Consider the following 15,344-nt stretch of genomic DNA (forward strand, 5'->3'; position numbering starts at 1 on the left):
GCGCGTCCTCTCAATGGGTCAATTCGCCACGGAGGAGGTTCAAAGCGTCAGGAAGAGGTGATCCGGGAACCGGATGGCGCAGTCACCGGCATCGCATCGCTGGTATTGGAGCGGGCCCCGGCGTATAATTTGTGACCATTCTGACGGTTACCTGAATGCCCAGCCTTGTACGTTCCTGCGGTCTCGCAACTCTCTTCGCGGTGCTCTGCTTCGGTGGAGCACCGGCTCATGCGCAGGTCGCCCCCCTGCAATATTGGATTCCGGGCGGGGCTTTCGGCTTTGGCAACAGCGCCGACAGCTACGGTAATTTCCCGGCCTTCAATGCCGGCGATGCGAGCGGCTATGGCTTTCGTCCCGGTTTCTTTGTCGGAAGCCAGAGCGGCAATCTCGGTCTGAGCGGTTTCAGCCAGCCGGGTCCGGCCGGTAATTTCAGCGCGCTGTCTTACGACAGCACGCAGTTCGGCTACAACATGAAGAGCGCCGGTGGCATGCCCGTGACGTTCTTTGCCGGCTTCGACACGCTGAAATATGGCAACGGCATCGGCAGTTCGGTTGCGCCGCTGACCTCCGGCGCTGCGCCCAGCTATGGCGGCTTCGCCGGTGTCGAGTTCAAACCGACGTCGAACCTCAGCCTGTCGTTCGGGGCCGGTTTTTCCCAGCGAGGCTCGGGCCGCATGGATAGCGATATCAGGTCGGACATGCTGCCCGGCGAGTCGCCGGCGCTCGGTCAGCTACGACACTAGGGCTTCATCGCGTAAATCGCGCCACCAGCTCCACGTGCGGGGTGTGGCGGAACTGGTCGACCGGGACCACGGCGTCGATCTTGTAACCGCCATCGATCAGCAGCCTCGCGTCGCGTGCGAAGGTTGCGACATTGCAGGACACCGCGATCACGACCGGTACCTTGCTCGCCGCGAGTTTCAGCGCCTGCGCTTGTGCGCCCTGGCGCGGCGGATCGAACACCACGGCATCGATATCGCGCAACTCCGGCGGCACCAGCGGACGGCGGAACAGGTCGCGCGGCTCGGCCTTGATCGGCTTCAGCCCCGGCGTGCGCGCGGCCTTCGCGAGCGCGGCGATCGCGCCGGCGTCATTGTCGTAAGCGGTGACGCGGGCCTTCTCGGCGAGCCGCAATGCGAACGGGCCGACGCCGCAGAAGAGATCGAGGACCTCCTTCGCCTTGCCGAGGCGCTCGGCAACGAGTGCAGCGAGCGTCTCTTCTCCCGCCACCGTTGCCTGCAGGAACGAGCCCGGCGGCAGCGTCACCTCGGCACGGCCCATCCTGATCGTCGGCGGCAGGCGTTGCAGCACCAGCTCACCATGCCGCGTCAGCCGCGCCAGGTCATGCTGCTCGGCGACGCGCGATAGCGCCGTGACCAGAGGCGTCGGCAGCGGCCCGGAGCCGCGCACGTCGACATCGAGACCATTGGCGGTCGCGGTCACCTGGATATCGAGCGGTTTCGTCACCGGCATTTTTGACGTCAGCGGCTCCGCGAGCGCCCAGGCGGCATCGAGCGCACCGTCGAGCGCAGGATCGAGGATCGGGCAGCGATGGATCGGGATCACGTCGTGCGAGCTTGCGGCCGAGAAGCCGACCTTGAGCACGTCATGCGTGCCGAACCTTCCGTGCAGCGTCACGCGCCTTCGGCCGGTGCCGTGGGCATCGACCAGCGGCGCCACCTCGCAATCGAGGCCGGCCTGCGCCAGCGTCTCGACCACGATGTTGCGCTTCCACGCGTGATAGGGCTCGGCCGCCCAATGCTGGATGGCGCAGCCGCCGCAGATGCCGAAATGTGGGCAGAACGGCTCAACGCGCTCGGGGCTTGCGACGTCGACCGCGAGCAGCTTGCGGCGGTCGGGATGACCGGCGACATGGTCGACCTCGACGCTCTCGCCGCCAAGCGTGTAGGGCACGTAAACCGCATCGCCGGTCGTGAGCGAGACGCCATCGCCGCGATGGCCCACATGATCGATCGTGATGCGTTCAACCACGGCGCGCGCCCAGGAAGAATTCGATGTTGCCGTCGCCGCCTGCGATCGAGGAGGGAAACACCGCGATGTCGGTGCAGCCGAGCGACGCGGCAAAGGTCGCGATGTCGTCGCAGATTTCCTGATGCACCGCGGCGTCGCGGACGATGCCCTTCTTGTTGTGCTTCCGATCGGCTTCGAACTGCGGCTTGATCAGCGCCAGCAGGCTCATCGGCGCGGCGGCCAGCGACAGCGCCACCGGCAGCACGGTCTTCAGCGAAATGAAACTGACGTCGATCACGACGACATCGGGCCGCGCCGGCAGTCGCTTGCCCTCATAGCTGCGAATGTCGGTCGCCTCCATCGATACGATCTTTGGATGATCGCGCAGCGAGGCGTGCAGCTGGCTGGTGCCGACGTCGATGGCGAACACCAGGCTCGCGCCATTCGCCAGCAGCACTTCGGTGAAGCCGCCGGTGGAGGCGCCGACGTCGAGGCAGACATGGTCCTCGATGTCGATCGGATACCGCTCCAATGCGCCCGCGAGCTTGACGCCACCGCGCGACACATAGGGGTGCGCCGGCTCGGCCTGGATCACGGCGTCCTCGGCGATCGTCTCCGAGGGTTTGGCGACCTGCTTGTCGTCGGCCGTGACGAGGCCGGCCTCGATCGCCGCGCGCGCCCGCGCCCGGCTCTCGAACAGGCCGCGCTCGACCAGCAGAACATCCGCACGCTTGCGGGCAGGGGACATGATCTCTCCGAGAGACGATTGAAACGTCTATGATGCGATCAATCGCGCGGCTGCGATCCGGACGCAAGTCTCGAACGCGGCGAGATCGTGCCAGACGTCGGCCGGTGGTTCTGCCGGCGTCACCAGTGGGCAGCCGTGCAGCTCCAGCGCGTGGATCATCATGAGATTGTCGACGAGGCCGAAATCCTCGACCGTCAGCCCCTGTGCGTCGACCAGCCGCCCGTCTTCAGCGGTGACGGCCGTGAAGCGCCTGACGCGGTCGGCATAGCTGGCGCCATCGTTGGAATAGGCCAGGCAGAACTTGCGGCGCCCGGCCATGTAGCCGAGCTCGTAGACGGTGCCGGGATCGGCACCGGCGCCGCGGAACGGGGTGAGATTGGCGATGATGGCGTCGGCCCCGTCCATCATGGCCTCGTTGCCGCAGAAGATCTGCCGCGACGCATCAGGCGCGGTGAGGTCGATGGCGTTGTCGAGGGGGTAGAGGCCGATGAGGCCGTGGGCAGCGCAGATCGCGGCTTTCTGCCGGCCGATCTCAACCGCATCCGGCAGGAACACATCGGGACCTGCCAGATAGATTTTCATGAACGTCGCGCCGCTTCGCGTGAGGTCGAAGCTCGCCCTCAGGCGAGCTTGACCGTCTCGGTCTTGACGTCCTTGCCGAGCGCTTCGAACACCTTGGCGACGATGCCCTTGGCGTCGAGACCGGCGCGGGCGTACATCGCGTTCGGCGTGTCGTGATCCTGGAACACGTCGGGCAGGACCATCGTGCGGAACTTGACCATGCCGGTGTCGAGCACGCCCTGATCGGTCAGGAACTGCGCGACATGCGAGCCGAAGCCGCCGATCGAACCTTCTTCCACCGTGATCAGAACGTCGTGGTCGCGGGCGAGCTTGAGCACCAGCTCGGTGTCGAGCGGCTTCATGAAGCGCGCATCCGCGATCGAGGTCGAGAGGCCATGGGCGGCGAGTTCGTCAGCCGCCTTCTCGCATTCGGCCAGACGCGTGCCGAAGGAGAGCAGGGCGATCTTGTTGCCCTGGCGGATCATGCGTCCCTTGCCGATCTCGAGGGGAACGCCGACGTCGGGCATCTCGATGCCGCGGCCTTCGCCGCGCGGATAGCGCAGCGAGCTCGGACGGTCGTCGATCGCAACCTGGGTCGCCACCATGTGCACGAGTTCGGCTTCGTCGGCCGCCGCCATGATCACCATGTTCGGCAGACAGCCGAGATAGGCGTTGTCGAACGAGCCGGCATGCGTCGCGCCGTCGGCACCGACAAGGCCGGCGCGGTCGATGGCGAAGCGCACGGGCAGGTTCTGGATCGCGACGTCATGGACGATCTGGTCGTAGCCGCGCTGCAGGAAGGTCGAGTAGATCGCGCAGAACGGCTTGTAGCCTTCGGTCGCAAGACCGGCGGCGAAGGTCACCGCGTGCTGCTCGGCGATACCGACGTCGAAGGTGCGGTCGGGGAAAGCCTTGTTGAAGATGTCGACGCCGGTGCCCGACGGCATCGCCGCGGTGATGGCGACGATCTTCTCGTCCTTCTGGGCTTCCTTGACCAGGCTCTGGCCGAACACGTTCTGGTAGGCCGGCGCGTTCGGCTTGGCTTTCGCCTGGGTGCCGGTCGCGACGTCGAACTTGACGACGGCGTGGTACTTGTCGGCGGACGCTTCCGCCGGGCCGTAGCCCTTGCCCTTCTGTGTCACGACGTGGACCAGGATCGGGCCGGTCTCCATGTCGCGCACGTTCTTCAGCACGGGCAGCAGATGGTCGAGGTTATGGCCGTCGATCGGGCCGACGTAGTAGAAGCCGAGCTCTTCGAACAGCGTGCCGCCGTCCATCATGAAGCCGCGGGAATATTCCTCGACGCGGTTGGCGCGGTTGGCGAGGATCTTCGGCAGGCGCTTGTTGATCTGCTTGGCCGCATCGCGCAGCGTGCGATAGGTCTTGCCGGAGTAGAGGCGCGACAGATAGGCGCTCATGGCGCCGACCGGCGGCGCGATCGACATGTCATTGTCGTTGAGGATGACGATCAGGCGCGAGTTCATGGCGCCCGCATTGTTCATGGCCTCGTAGGCCATGCCTGCCGACATCGCACCGTCACCGATCACTGCGATAACGTTGTTCTTGCCACCAGCGAGGTCGCGCGCGACGGCCATGCCGAGGCCGGCGGAGATCGAGGTCGAGGAATGCGCGGCGCCGAACGGATCGTAATCGCTCTCGCTGCGCTTGGTGAAGCCGGAGAGGCCGCCGCCGGTGCGCAAGGTGCGGATGCGGTCGCGGCGTCCGGTGAGGATCTTGTGCGGATAGGCCTGGTGGCCGACGTCCCAGATCAGCCGATCGCGCGGCGTGTCGAAGACGTAGTGGATCGCGGTGGTGAGCTCGACCACACCGAGACCCGCGCCGAAGTGACCGCCGGTCACCGAGACGGCATCGATGGTCTCCTGACGCAGCTCGTCGGCGACCTGGCGAACCTGCTCGACCTTGAGCTTGCGCAGGTCTTCCGGCGTCCGGATGGTGTCGAGAAGCGGCGTTTTACTATATGCGTTCACGGCGATTTCCAATTTGTCAGCGCCGGAAGGTCATTCCGGTGCGCGATGGGTTTGCACAATGTCGGCGCAGCGCGAGTCCTCAAACCGTCGGAGCCACCTGCATGGGGCAAGGCCCCGTCTTCAAGCTTAGGTGAGCTTAAGTGCGCTCCGGTTCAGTCTCTGTGATCCCTGTCACGTAGATCGGCTTCGTCCGTCCCAGCCAATTTCATTAGCGATTTGAAGCTCTTGTCGTCGGAAATCGGTCCCCACGTCAAAGCTAACAAAAAGCCACACTCCGCGCAGCTTTACACCAAAGCTTCGGCCAAAGCCAACCCGCCCGACCGCTTACGGGTATGCAGGTGCAACCGGCGGGCCAATTTGGTTAATCGCGGCGCCGGCGGGGAAGTTCCAATCTTGCCCGGTTCCTTGGCAGGATTCTGGGCGAAAGAACAGCCATTTTTACGGGATTCGCCGGGCGAAAACGCGTCAGCGCGGGAACCCGTCAATTTTGGTGCCCGGCTGCTCGCTGCCGGGAGCAGAGATAGCGGCGTGCGATCTTGAAAAAATGCAGGCGACCGATGCTCGGGACGGGCAGCTTTGGGAAAGAGAGCGCCCTTTTACTGCACGTCGAGCGGTGCGGTTCCGACCGCTTGGCCGCTGGCGTCGGTGGTGATCTTGTCGACCCGAGCCTCGGCCTGGCGCAACAATTCCTCGCAGCGGCGCTTCAGGGCTTCGCCGCGCTCGTAGATCGTGACGGATTCCTCGAGCGGCACCTTGCCGTCCTCGAGCCGCTTCACGATCGTTTCGAGTTCCTCGATCGCGCGCTCGAAGGTGAGCCGGGAGACGTCGACTTGGGTATTTTCGGCCATATCCGTTTCCGATTGCCCGATTCGCTTGCCATCTCAAACAGCAGGGTTTTGCGGGCTTAATGTGGCGGGTCCGTCTAGGCGCCCATCAGGGCGCCGACATGCGCCGTAACAGATTCTTTCAGTCCTTGCAGATCGTAGCCGCCTTCGAGCACAGAAACAACGCGGCCGCCAGCGGACTTGTCGGCGAGGTCCATCAGCTTGCGCGTAACCCAGGAATAGTCCTCCGCGCGCAAATTCAGCGAAGCCAGCGGATCGCGGTAATGCGCGTCGAAGCCCGCGGAGATGATGAGCAGCTCAGGGCTGAATTTCTCGAGTTGCGGCAGGATCAGATTCTCGAACGCGCTGCGGAATTCGGGCCCGCCGTCTTCCGAGGCGAGCGGTGCATTGACGATGGTGTCGTGATCGCCGCGCTCGCCCTTGGCGCCGGTGCCCGGAAACAGCGGCATTTGATGCGTCGAGCAGTACATCACGGTCGGGTCAGACCAGAAGATGTCCTGGGTGCCGTTGCCGTGGTGAACGTCGAAATCGACGATGGCCGCGCGCTTGATGCCGTATTTGCGCTGCGCATGGCGCGCGGCGATCGCGACATTGTCGAAGAAGCAGAAGCCCATCGGCTTGCCGATCTCGGCGTGATGGCCGGGCGGGCGCACCGCGACGAAGGCGTTGCGGTGCTCGCCGTTCATCACCGCTTCGGTCGCAGCCACCGCGCCGCCGACGCCGCGCATCACCGCTTCCCACGTGCCGGGGGACATCGAGGTGTCGCCGTCGATATAGACCTGGCCGCTGGTCGGCGCGATATGGCGCAGCTCGGTGACGTAATGCTCGTTGTGGCACAGCGTGACGAGATCGAGATCGCCCTCCGGCGCGAGGTCGCGCGCCAGGAACTGGAAGCGCTCGACCGACAGCGCCTCCTCCACCGCGCGCAGGCGGTCGGGTCTTTCAGGGTGTCCCGGCGGCGTGACGTGGTCGAGGCAGGCCTTGTGGGAAAGGAGGAGCGTGCTCATCAGGTCGGCCTCACAGGGAACGAACTCTCGACGTCGCTTGGCGCATCCGGCGCCAAAACGCAATGCAAAACCCAATCTATGCGTTCCACCGCGAATGGCAAAGGGTTGTCCCGTTCCGCGCGGGCTTCATCCGCATCAATTCACGCGCAGGATGCGGGTCGGCGGCAGCGGGCCGATCGGACCATGTGCCTTGAAAAAGGCAAACAGCGCATCGGCGTCATAGCCGCCATATTGCGGCGAAGCGCCCTGTTTCGCGACCGTAAACCCGTCGCCGCCGACGGCGAGGTAATCGTTGACGGTCACGCGGTAGCCGGTACCCGGCTCGATCGGTTTGCCATTGAGCGTCATTTTGTCGGCCATCACGCGTTCGCCGAACTGCTTTGACGCATCCCAGCTGTAGCTAAATCCGATCGACACCTGGAGGATCCGCGGCCGCTTCGGATCGAGCCATTGCTGCTCCAGCATGTCCTTGAGCTGGCTGCCGGTGAGCGTCATCGTGACGAGGCGGTTGCGAAATGGCTGGCTCGCGAACAGCTCGCCGTAGGACACCGCGCCGTTCTCTTTCGGGATGATGTCGGTGCGGATGCCGCCGGGATTGGTGAGCGCGATGACAGCGCTGCCATCCTTGGCGTCCCTGGTTGCGGCGAGCTGTGCATCGGCAATGACGTCGCCGAGCGGGCTTTCACCGGCTTCGTTCGGGACGCGCGACAGCGTCTGCGTCACCGATCCGGCCGGCCGGTTGGCAATCGGCGCCGAGAGCTTGTCATAGGCGTCGATCAGCGCGGTCTGCTCGGGATCCTTGGCCAGCGACGCGTTGGCGACGATGACGTTCTCGGCCTTGGCGCTGACGATGTCGCGCGTCGCCGGATCGAGCTTGAGGTCGATCGCGGTGACCAGCGTGCCGTATTTATCGCCGCTGGTGACCAGCCTGCCGTCGATATTGCAAACATAGGCACGATGGGTGTGGCCGCTGACCACGACGTCGACGGCGCGATCGAACTTCTTGACGATGTCGACGATCGGCCCCGTGATCGCCGGGCATTCGTTGTAGTCGCCGGAGGGCTCGCCGCCCTGGTGGATCAGCACCACGATCGCCTCGACGCCGCGCGCCTTCAGTTGCGGCACCAGCGCGTTCACCGTCTCGGCCTCGTCGCGAAATTCGAGCCCGGCAATGCCCGACGGAGAGACGATGTCGGCGGTCTCCTTCAAGGTCAGCCCGATAAAGGCGACCGGGATGCCCTCGAACTCCCTGATCTCGTAAGGCGGCAACACGCTCTTGCCGGTCGCGGTCTCGATGGTGGAAGCCGCGAGGTAGTGGAATTTTGCTCCGGTGAACGGATGCGGCCCCTGGCATCCATCTTCCGGATGGCAGCCGCCGTTCTGCATCCTGAGCAGCTCGGTCTTGCCCTCGTCGAATTCGTGATTGCCGACCGAGGTGATCGCAAGCCCCATCATCGAGAGCGCCTCGACCGACGGTTCGTCGTGAAACATCGCCGACAGGAACGGGCTCGCACCGATCAGGTCGCCGGCGGCGACGAAGATGGTGTTCTTGTGCCCCTCGCGCAATTGCTTCACCAGCGTCGCCATGTACTCGGCGCCGCCGGCGGCCACCATCACCTTCTTGCTCTTGTCTTCGGGATCGTTGATGCGGATGCCGCCCGGCGGCGGACGGAGATTGCCGTGGAAATCGTTGATCGCGAGGATGCGCAACTCGACCGGCGCCGCGGTCTGGGCTGCGGCGGGCAGGGCGAAGATGAGCGCGAGCGCAGCAAGGACGGATTGGTATCGCATGGAATCAGAGTAGTCGTTCCGCGCGAAGATTTCACGAAGCATTGTCGTGATCGCGCCGAGGCCTACCGCTTCTTCCTGTTCGCAAACGCATTGAACGCGGCGATCGCTTCGTCGGACTTCAGCCGCTCGCCGAACAGATGGCCCTCCTGATCGATGCGGCGGGTGAGTTCTTCCGGCGGGGCACGCAGCAGCTTGCGCGAGGTCGCAACCGCTTCGGCCGGCAGCCGGCAGATCTCGCGCGCCACCTTGCGGGCCTCGACCTCGGTATGTCCCGGCGACACCACGGTGTTGACGAAGCCGGCGGCATGGGCCTCCGCGGCGGTGAAGCTGCGTCCCATCACCAGCATTGCAAAGGCGCGCTGGTATCCCATCGTGTGCGGCATCAACAGGCTGGCGGCTCCGACCGGCACGAGTCCGAGATGGATATAGGGCGCGGAGAATGTCGCAGCGGTGGAGGCGAGCACATAGTCGCAGTGGAACAGCATCACCGTCCCCACGCCGATCGAGGCACCGTCCACGGCGGCAATGATCGGTTTGACGTTGAGGGTGAGCGAATAGAGAAATTTGGCGCCGTCCGACAAGGTTTCCGGACGCGAAGTATCCGCGTGCATGAAATCGTCGATGTCATCGCCGGCCGTGAACACGCCGGAGCCGCCGGTGATGATCATGCAACGGATATCGGGATTGTTCTGCGCGGTGTCGATCGCGCGGCTCATCTCGCGATACATGTCCTGGGTGATCGCGTTCTTCTTGCTCGGACGGCGCAGGGTGATGACGCGCGTTCCACGCTCTTCGGTGACGACGATATTGCCGTTCGGCATGAACACTCCCTGCGGCCGCCGCGGCGCCTGCCATCGGCGAGTCTTAGCATAGCTCAGCCTACATGATCCGGCCGGCGTGCCAATCCTGCGGCTCACCAATTCGGTGGGGATGCCGGTGGACGGTTGCATGACACCCGTCCGACATTGCATTCGTACGGGGGAACCGTGATGCGAAAGCTGCCTCCCATATGCTGCGGCGTTTTGCGCATTGCAACAATTGGCTACAATGTTTAATTTGAAAAACCGGTGGTTGTGCGGCACGATCAGCCGTCTCGTTCAGGAGGCCGACACTTGATCGATGATTGCCGCAACGGGCGTTGACGAATCCTCGGTTCACTACCGCGGCTGGCGCGTGGTGCTGGCCTGCTTCCTGATGGCCTTCTTCATGTTCGGCTTTGGTCTCTATGGCCAGGGCGTCTATCTCGCCGAGCTCCAGCGCGCGCATGGCTGGCCCGGTACGCTGGTGTCCACGGCCAGCACATTCTCGTTCCTGCTGACCTCCGTCCTTGTCATCTTCACCGACGATCTGCTTGCCCGCATCGGGCTGCGGGCGTTGATCCTGTGCGGGCTGGCCGCGCTTGGCGCATCGACCGCGCTGCTGGCTCTGATGCAGGCGCCCTGGCAGCTCTATCTTGCCTATGCGCTGATGTCGGTCGGCTGGACCGGCATGGGCTCGGTGGTGATCGCAACCGTGCTGAACGCGTGGTTCGCGCGGCGCCGCGGGCTTGCGCTCAGCCTCGCCTTCAACGGCGCGACCTTCGGCGGCATCATCCTCGTCCCGGTCTTGCTGGCGCTCAGCAGCAGCATCGGCTTCCGCTCAGCCATGCTGGTGGCCACCATCGTGATGGTGGTGCTGGTGCTGCCGGTCGTCGTCGTCTTCACCGGCTGGCCGGTCGATGCGGCACCGAATGCAGCCGGTATATCCGGGGCCAAGGCCGCGGGTCATTCGCGCAAGGATCTGCTCGCCAACGCGTCATTCTGGACCATGGTCCTGCCGATCGCGATCGCGCTGCTCGCGCAAATGGGATTCATCATCCATCAGGTGACGTTTCTCGAGCCGCTGATCGGCCGCGCCAGTGCCGGCCTGGCGGTCACCATCATGGCCGCGATGGCGGTGGTCGGCCGGCTGTCGCTCGGCCTGTTCGTCGACCGGCTCGATCCGCGGCTTGCCTGCGCGGCGTCGATGACGAGCCAGGCGGCGGCGCTGTTCGTTCTGCTGCAAAGCCAGAGCCCGACCGTGCTGCTCATATGTTGCGCCGTCTATGGCTTCTCGATCGGCAACATGATCACGTTTCCGCCTTTGATCATCCAGCGCGAGATCGGCAGCACGGCTTTCGCAGCCGCGATGGGGTTGGGGACGTCGATCAGCGGCATCGTCAGCGCCTTCGGCCCCGGCATTGTCGGCCTCGTGCGCAGCGTGAGCGGCGATTACACCATGGCGTTCGCGATGTGCGTGGTGCTCGATGTCATTGCGGCCGGCATCGTGCTGTGGCGGCCGGGAAGACGGGCAGCCGTCACGCGCGATCTATCGCCCGAGCAGGATCGTAAGGTGGGATAATCCACCCGACGTGTCCACGCTTTCAGGTTACCCCAGCAACACTGCATCCGCCGCGGCGACCGACTCCGCGCTCTCCGTTACGATGCGCTCGAGCGCGGGCGCCTGCACCGTGATGTTTTCGGCGAAGAAGCGTGCGAGCGAAACGTAGCGCGCGGCTTCCGTGTTGCCGTCGGCCTTGGCGGCGAGCGCCTCGGAGGCCAGCATGCAGCCGCCGAGCGTCGCGCCGAACTGCTGCAGATACGGCGTCGCGCCGGCGAGCGCCTCGTTCGGCGCCGAGGTGACGCGCTCCAGCAGCCACTTGCTCGTGCGCGTCAGCGCCTCCAGCGCCTCGCGCAGTTTCACGCCCGTGGTGCCGAAGGCAGGATCGTTGGAAGCTTCGACCTGCTTCACGGTGGCGGAGAGCTCGTCGAGCAGCGCCCACACCGCCGCGCCGCCATTGGCCGCAAGCTTGCGGGTGACGAGGTCGATCGCCTGGATGCCGTTGGTGCCCTCGTAGATCGCGGTGATGCGGGCATCGCGATAATGCTGCGCGGCGCCGGTCTCCTCGATGAAGCCCATGCCGCCATGGACCTGCACGCCGAGATAGGCGACCTCGTTGCCGATATCGGTGGAATAGCCCTTTGCCATCGGCGTCAGCAGCGCGGCGCGCGCAGCAGCATCGGCGCGCACCTTCGGATCCTTGGCGCGCAGGGACACGTCGAGCGCGACCGCGGTCGCATAGCAGATGGTGCGCGCGGCCGCGGTCTGCGCCCGCATCCGCATCAGCATGCGCTTGACGTCGGGATGCACGAAGATCGCATCCGACCCGTCGCCCTTCTTGCCGACGGCGCGGCCCTGCTTGCGCTCCTGCGCATAGGCCAGCGCCTGCTGATAGGCGCGATCGGCGACGCCGACACCCTCCAGGCCGACGCCGAGACGGGCCTGGTTCATCATCGTGAACATGCAGCGCATGCCCTGGTTCTCCTCGCCGATCAGGAAACCGATCGCGCCGCCATGGTCGCCCATGGTCATGGTGCAGGTCGGCGAGGCGTGCATGCCGAGCTTGTGCTCGACGCCGGAAGCGAAGATGTCGTTGCGCGCACCGAGCGAGCCGTCGGCATTGACCATGAACTTGGGAACGAGAAAGAGCGAGATCCCCTTGGTGCCGGCGGGCGCGTCCGGCAGACGCGCCAGCACGAAATGCACGATGTTGTCGGTCATATCGTGCTCGCCATAGGTGATGAAGATCTTCGTCCCCTTGATGCGATAGGTGCCGTCGGCCTGCCTGTCGGCGCGGGTGCGCAGCGCACCGACGTCGGAGCCGGCCTGCGCTTCCGTGAGCTGCATGGTGCCGGTCCATTCGCCGGTGACGAGCTTTTCGAGATAGATCGATTTCAGCTCGTCGCTGCCATGCGCATCGAGCGCCTCGATTGCAGACGCCGTCAGCAGCGGGCAGAGGCCGAAGGCGACGTTGGAGGCGCTCCAGATTTCGGTGCAGGCGGCGTTGATCGCCATCGGCAGGCCCTGGCCGCCGAAATCTTCCGGCCCGGACACCGCGTTCCAGCCGCCGTCGGTCCAGCGCTTGTAGGCATCCGGCCAGCCCGGCGCGGTCGTGACCTTGCCGTCGTCGAGCTTGATGCCGTGCTCGTCGCCGACCTTGTTGAGCGGCGCCAGCACGTCGGTCGCGAACTTGCCGGCTTCCTCCAGCACCGCCGACACGATGTCGCCGTCGAAATCGCCGTAATGGCCGGCGTCCACGGCGGCCTTGAGGCCGGCGCCATGGTTGAGCGACAGCAGCATGTCAGAAATCGGCGCGCGGTAGGTCATGGCTCACTCCCGTGGACAGGTTTGGCGCCGTATTCCCATGAAACGCCGGAGGTCTCAATGGGCGGGAGGGCCGGGGCCGGGCGGGGATCGAGCCTATAATAGAGTGTGGCCGGGCCGGCCCCGGGCCCGCGGTATTTTGCCCCTCCAGGCGGTTGAAATGCTGCGCCGCTCCCTATAGACCGGCTGCGACCAGAGGGAATCTGCGGTTGCCGGTTCTTCCGCCGTTCCCCTTGTCGCCTGATGGGGCGTAGCCAAGCGGTAAGGCAGCGGATTTTGATTCCACCAGACGTAGGTTCGAATCCTGCCGCCCCAACCACCAAACCATCCCGAACGCTCTGATTTTTTGCGAGTTTCTACGAGAAATTCCCGCGGATTTTGCAGAGCGCGGCTTCGCAAAAATTCCCCTGTATTTTCAAGCACTACAAAGCAGTCCCGGCGACTCCGCGCGACATGGACGCGACATGGAGCTGGGGCTTGATGCTGACAGAAGTCAGCACAAGCCTATGTGACGAACACTCATGCATCGATTAGGTTTGCTTATGCGCGTATCGTTCGACAGCAACGCTTGGGAGAAAATATTCGATCCTGCGGACAGCAATTGGACCCCTATTCGCGCGGGGCTCACCAAAAATCAGATCGAGGGATTCATAAGCGAAGCCACCTTTCGGATCGAAGCAATCCGCAAGACCGAACGGGCGGCCTATTTTTCCGAGCCCAGAATGCAGGTGCAATTCCCTCTTTCCGTGGTTGAGAGGAATGGCAAGCCTTACGTCCATTTCATGACGATCGGTCCCGATGACGCCCAACATCCAGGCTTGCCCGAGAGGCAATTGGCAAAGCTCACAAGTGCGCTCCACGCTAATGCAAGGATTATGCGCACGGCGTCATGGCTCGGACTACCTAGTCCGCCGGAGATTGGCGATCCGGCGCTCTTTGCGCAAACTGCGTACTGCGATAGCGAGCGCGAGCAACGCCAGATCGATGCCTTGGCACGCATTGAAGCGCGGGGCGTAGGTAGGGCTGCGTTCGAAGCCGCTGGCGGGTGGCAGGGTGCCGGCGGAGCGCCCTTGGACGAAAAGAGATTTCGCAAGGCCTGTGCCGAATGGGCGGACGGGGAACTCGTCGCCGCCCACATCGCCTATCGAAACGATATTCTATGCACCGATGATCAAGGCCGCGCGGCAGGTCGATCCATTCTTGATCCAACAAATCGAGCTTGGCTCACGGCGGAGTTTGGGGTTCAATTTGCGACGCTAGACGAGCTTCTCAGCCAGATTCGCGCATGACGTGACCGATGGCTACGAAGAAAGAGTGGTTCGCAGCGAGTTTAGCAACGTGGTCGCTTCATCGATCTTCTTTAAGAATTCCGGATCTTTCTTCAATTCATTGAGCGTAGCCCAGGGCACCTTCTTTACAGAATCCACAACCGTATCGAGATCGCTCACCAGCCCACCTTTTTCTTTCTTAGGTGCCGGGGCACGCAATCGCATCATCGCAGATTCTAGGTCACCATCACGCGTCATGAAATGTGCATTAGCAACTGGATCGGGAAGAATGGCGCGAAGCTTTCTGAGGTCCTTGGAATTTGTGATCCGTTTTCTTGCCACTTTGTCGACGACCGCGTCGATGACGGTCGGAGACAATAGCTTCTTGTTAACTCCGAGAAGTTCGCGCGCCCAAGTCAAGCTGGCGGCGTCGTCCTTTAGTCCCTTAAATCGCTCCGACAGCTCAAAAACCTCGATGAGCTTGTCTAACTCTTTGAACGATATGCCCAGCATGTTGGCGGCACTGGCGCGTCCAACAAGCTGTATGAGGCGATAGGCCACCATTTCCTTTTCTTTGGCATCCCATTCTTTCCGCTGACGATGGATATAAATCCAAACGCGCAAACGATCTTCTTCGCTTAAAGTGCGGTCGGTTACCTCAATTGGGATCTGTCGATACTGAGTCTTGCCGTGTTCAACGAGAATGCGCGAGTTCGCCCAACGACGTTCACCGTCGATGATGCGAAACTTTCCCTGCTGATCAGGATGCGGTTCGACGAGAAGAGGCTCAAAGAGCCCTTCGTTGTCGTCAATTTGGCGTTGCAGTTCTTCGTCTTCCTTGGGGCCCAGTCTGGGCTGACGCTCGTTGGGAACGACGTCGTCGAGGTCGGCCTTCGCTCGGTATGTCCGAAGAACAGTACGTCCAAGGGGGCGTTCCTGAAGCCCTATGACGCGGCCCTTGTTAGGTTCGGGCTTGTTCATGG

At 63.7% G+C, this 15,344-nt stretch carries 13 protein-coding genes and 1 tRNA gene; 4 read left to right on the top strand and 10 right to left on the bottom strand.

Translation table 11 applies throughout. The features are described from left to right. Positions 1–155 precede the first annotated feature (155 nt). Positions 156–743: a hypothetical protein gene (locus NLM31_RS12665; protein ID WP_254192408.1), complete on the top strand. Its 588-nt coding sequence runs from the start codon at positions 156–158 to the stop codon at positions 741–743. A 4-nt stretch (positions 744–747) separates the two neighbouring features. Here NLM31_RS12665 and NLM31_RS12670 read toward each other — a convergent pair whose 3' ends face one another. The 8 genes from NLM31_RS12670 to NLM31_RS12705 all read right to left on the bottom strand — a co-directional run bounded on the left by NLM31_RS12670 (position 748) and on the right by NLM31_RS12705 (position 9,732). Continuing rightward, positions 748–1,992, bottom strand: coding sequence for a methyltransferase (locus NLM31_RS12670; RefSeq protein WP_254129595.1), 1,245 nt, complete (start codon positions 1,990–1,992; stop codon positions 748–750). Next, a complete protein-coding gene (locus NLM31_RS12675) occupies positions 1,985–2,719 on the bottom strand; it encodes a TlyA family RNA methyltransferase (protein WP_254129596.1) in 735 nt (244 codons plus the stop codon). The genes NLM31_RS12670 and NLM31_RS12675 overlap by 8 nt, the downstream gene beginning before the upstream one ends. Before the next feature lie 27 nt (positions 2,720–2,746). Further along, positions 2,747–3,301, bottom strand: coding sequence for a nucleoside 2-deoxyribosyltransferase (locus tag NLM31_RS12680; RefSeq protein ID WP_254192409.1), 555 nt, complete (start codon positions 3,299–3,301; stop codon positions 2,747–2,749). Positions 3,302–3,339: 38 nt separating this feature from the next. Continuing rightward, positions 3,340–5,268 (bottom strand): 1-deoxy-D-xylulose-5-phosphate synthase, encoded by a 1,929-nt coding sequence (dxs, locus tag NLM31_RS12685; RefSeq protein ID WP_254192410.1) that lies wholly within the window; start codon positions 5,266–5,268, stop codon positions 3,340–3,342. Between the two features lie 596 nt (positions 5,269–5,864). Next, complete coding sequence (locus NLM31_RS12690; protein WP_254129599.1) at positions 5,865–6,116, bottom strand: exodeoxyribonuclease VII small subunit; 252 nt, start codon at positions 6,114–6,116, stop codon at positions 5,865–5,867. A 74-nt stretch (positions 6,117–6,190) separates the two neighbouring features. Next, positions 6,191–7,120, bottom strand: a complete 930-nt coding sequence (locus NLM31_RS12695; protein ID WP_254129600.1) for a histone deacetylase family protein — start codon at positions 7,118–7,120, stop codon at positions 6,191–6,193. Positions 7,121–7,255: 135 nt separating this feature from the next. After that, the gene (locus NLM31_RS12700) at positions 7,256–8,911 is read right to left on the bottom strand and encodes a bifunctional UDP-sugar hydrolase/5'-nucleotidase (protein ID WP_254192411.1); all 1,656 of its coding nucleotides are present in this window, start codon (positions 8,909–8,911) and stop codon (positions 7,256–7,258) included. A gap of 62 nt (positions 8,912–8,973) precedes the next feature. Then, entirely contained in the window at positions 8,974–9,732 is a 759-nt protein-coding gene (locus NLM31_RS12705) for an enoyl-CoA hydratase-related protein (RefSeq protein ID WP_254135302.1), read from the bottom strand. A gap of 298 nt (positions 9,733–10,030) precedes the next feature. Here NLM31_RS12705 and NLM31_RS12710 point away from each other — a divergent pair, with 298 nt between their 5' ends. After that, complete coding sequence (locus NLM31_RS12710; RefSeq protein WP_254192412.1) at positions 10,031–11,290, top strand: MFS transporter; 1,260 nt, start codon at positions 10,031–10,033, stop codon at positions 11,288–11,290. 27 nt (positions 11,291–11,317) lie between these two features. On the opposite strand, the gene NLM31_RS12715 is transcribed toward NLM31_RS12710, so the two are convergent. Continuing rightward, positions 11,318–13,096 carry an acyl-CoA dehydrogenase gene (locus tag NLM31_RS12715; RefSeq protein WP_254192413.1) on the bottom strand — a complete coding sequence of 593 codons (1,779 nt, stop codon included), beginning with the start codon at positions 13,094–13,096 and terminating at the stop codon, positions 11,318–11,320. Between the two features lie 241 nt (positions 13,097–13,337). Here NLM31_RS12715 and NLM31_RS12720 point away from each other — a divergent pair. After that, a tRNA-Gln gene (locus NLM31_RS12720) sits at positions 13,338–13,412 on the top strand. A gap of 202 nt (positions 13,413–13,614) precedes the next feature. Then, positions 13,615–14,382, top strand: a complete 768-nt coding sequence (locus tag NLM31_RS12725; RefSeq protein WP_254192414.1) for a hypothetical protein — start codon at positions 13,615–13,617, stop codon at positions 14,380–14,382. Between the two features lie 12 nt (positions 14,383–14,394). On the opposite strand, the gene NLM31_RS12730 is transcribed toward NLM31_RS12725, so the two are convergent. Next, on the bottom strand, positions 14,395–15,342 hold the full coding sequence (locus NLM31_RS12730) for a ParB N-terminal domain-containing protein (RefSeq protein WP_254192415.1): 948 nt from the start codon (positions 15,340–15,342) through the stop codon (positions 14,395–14,397). Positions 15,343–15,344: the final 2 nt, after the last annotated feature.

It is taken from the genome of Bradyrhizobium sp. CCGUVB4N, assembly GCF_024199945.1.
In the GTDB taxonomy this organism is placed as follows: Bacteria; Pseudomonadota; Alphaproteobacteria; order Rhizobiales; family Xanthobacteraceae; genus Bradyrhizobium.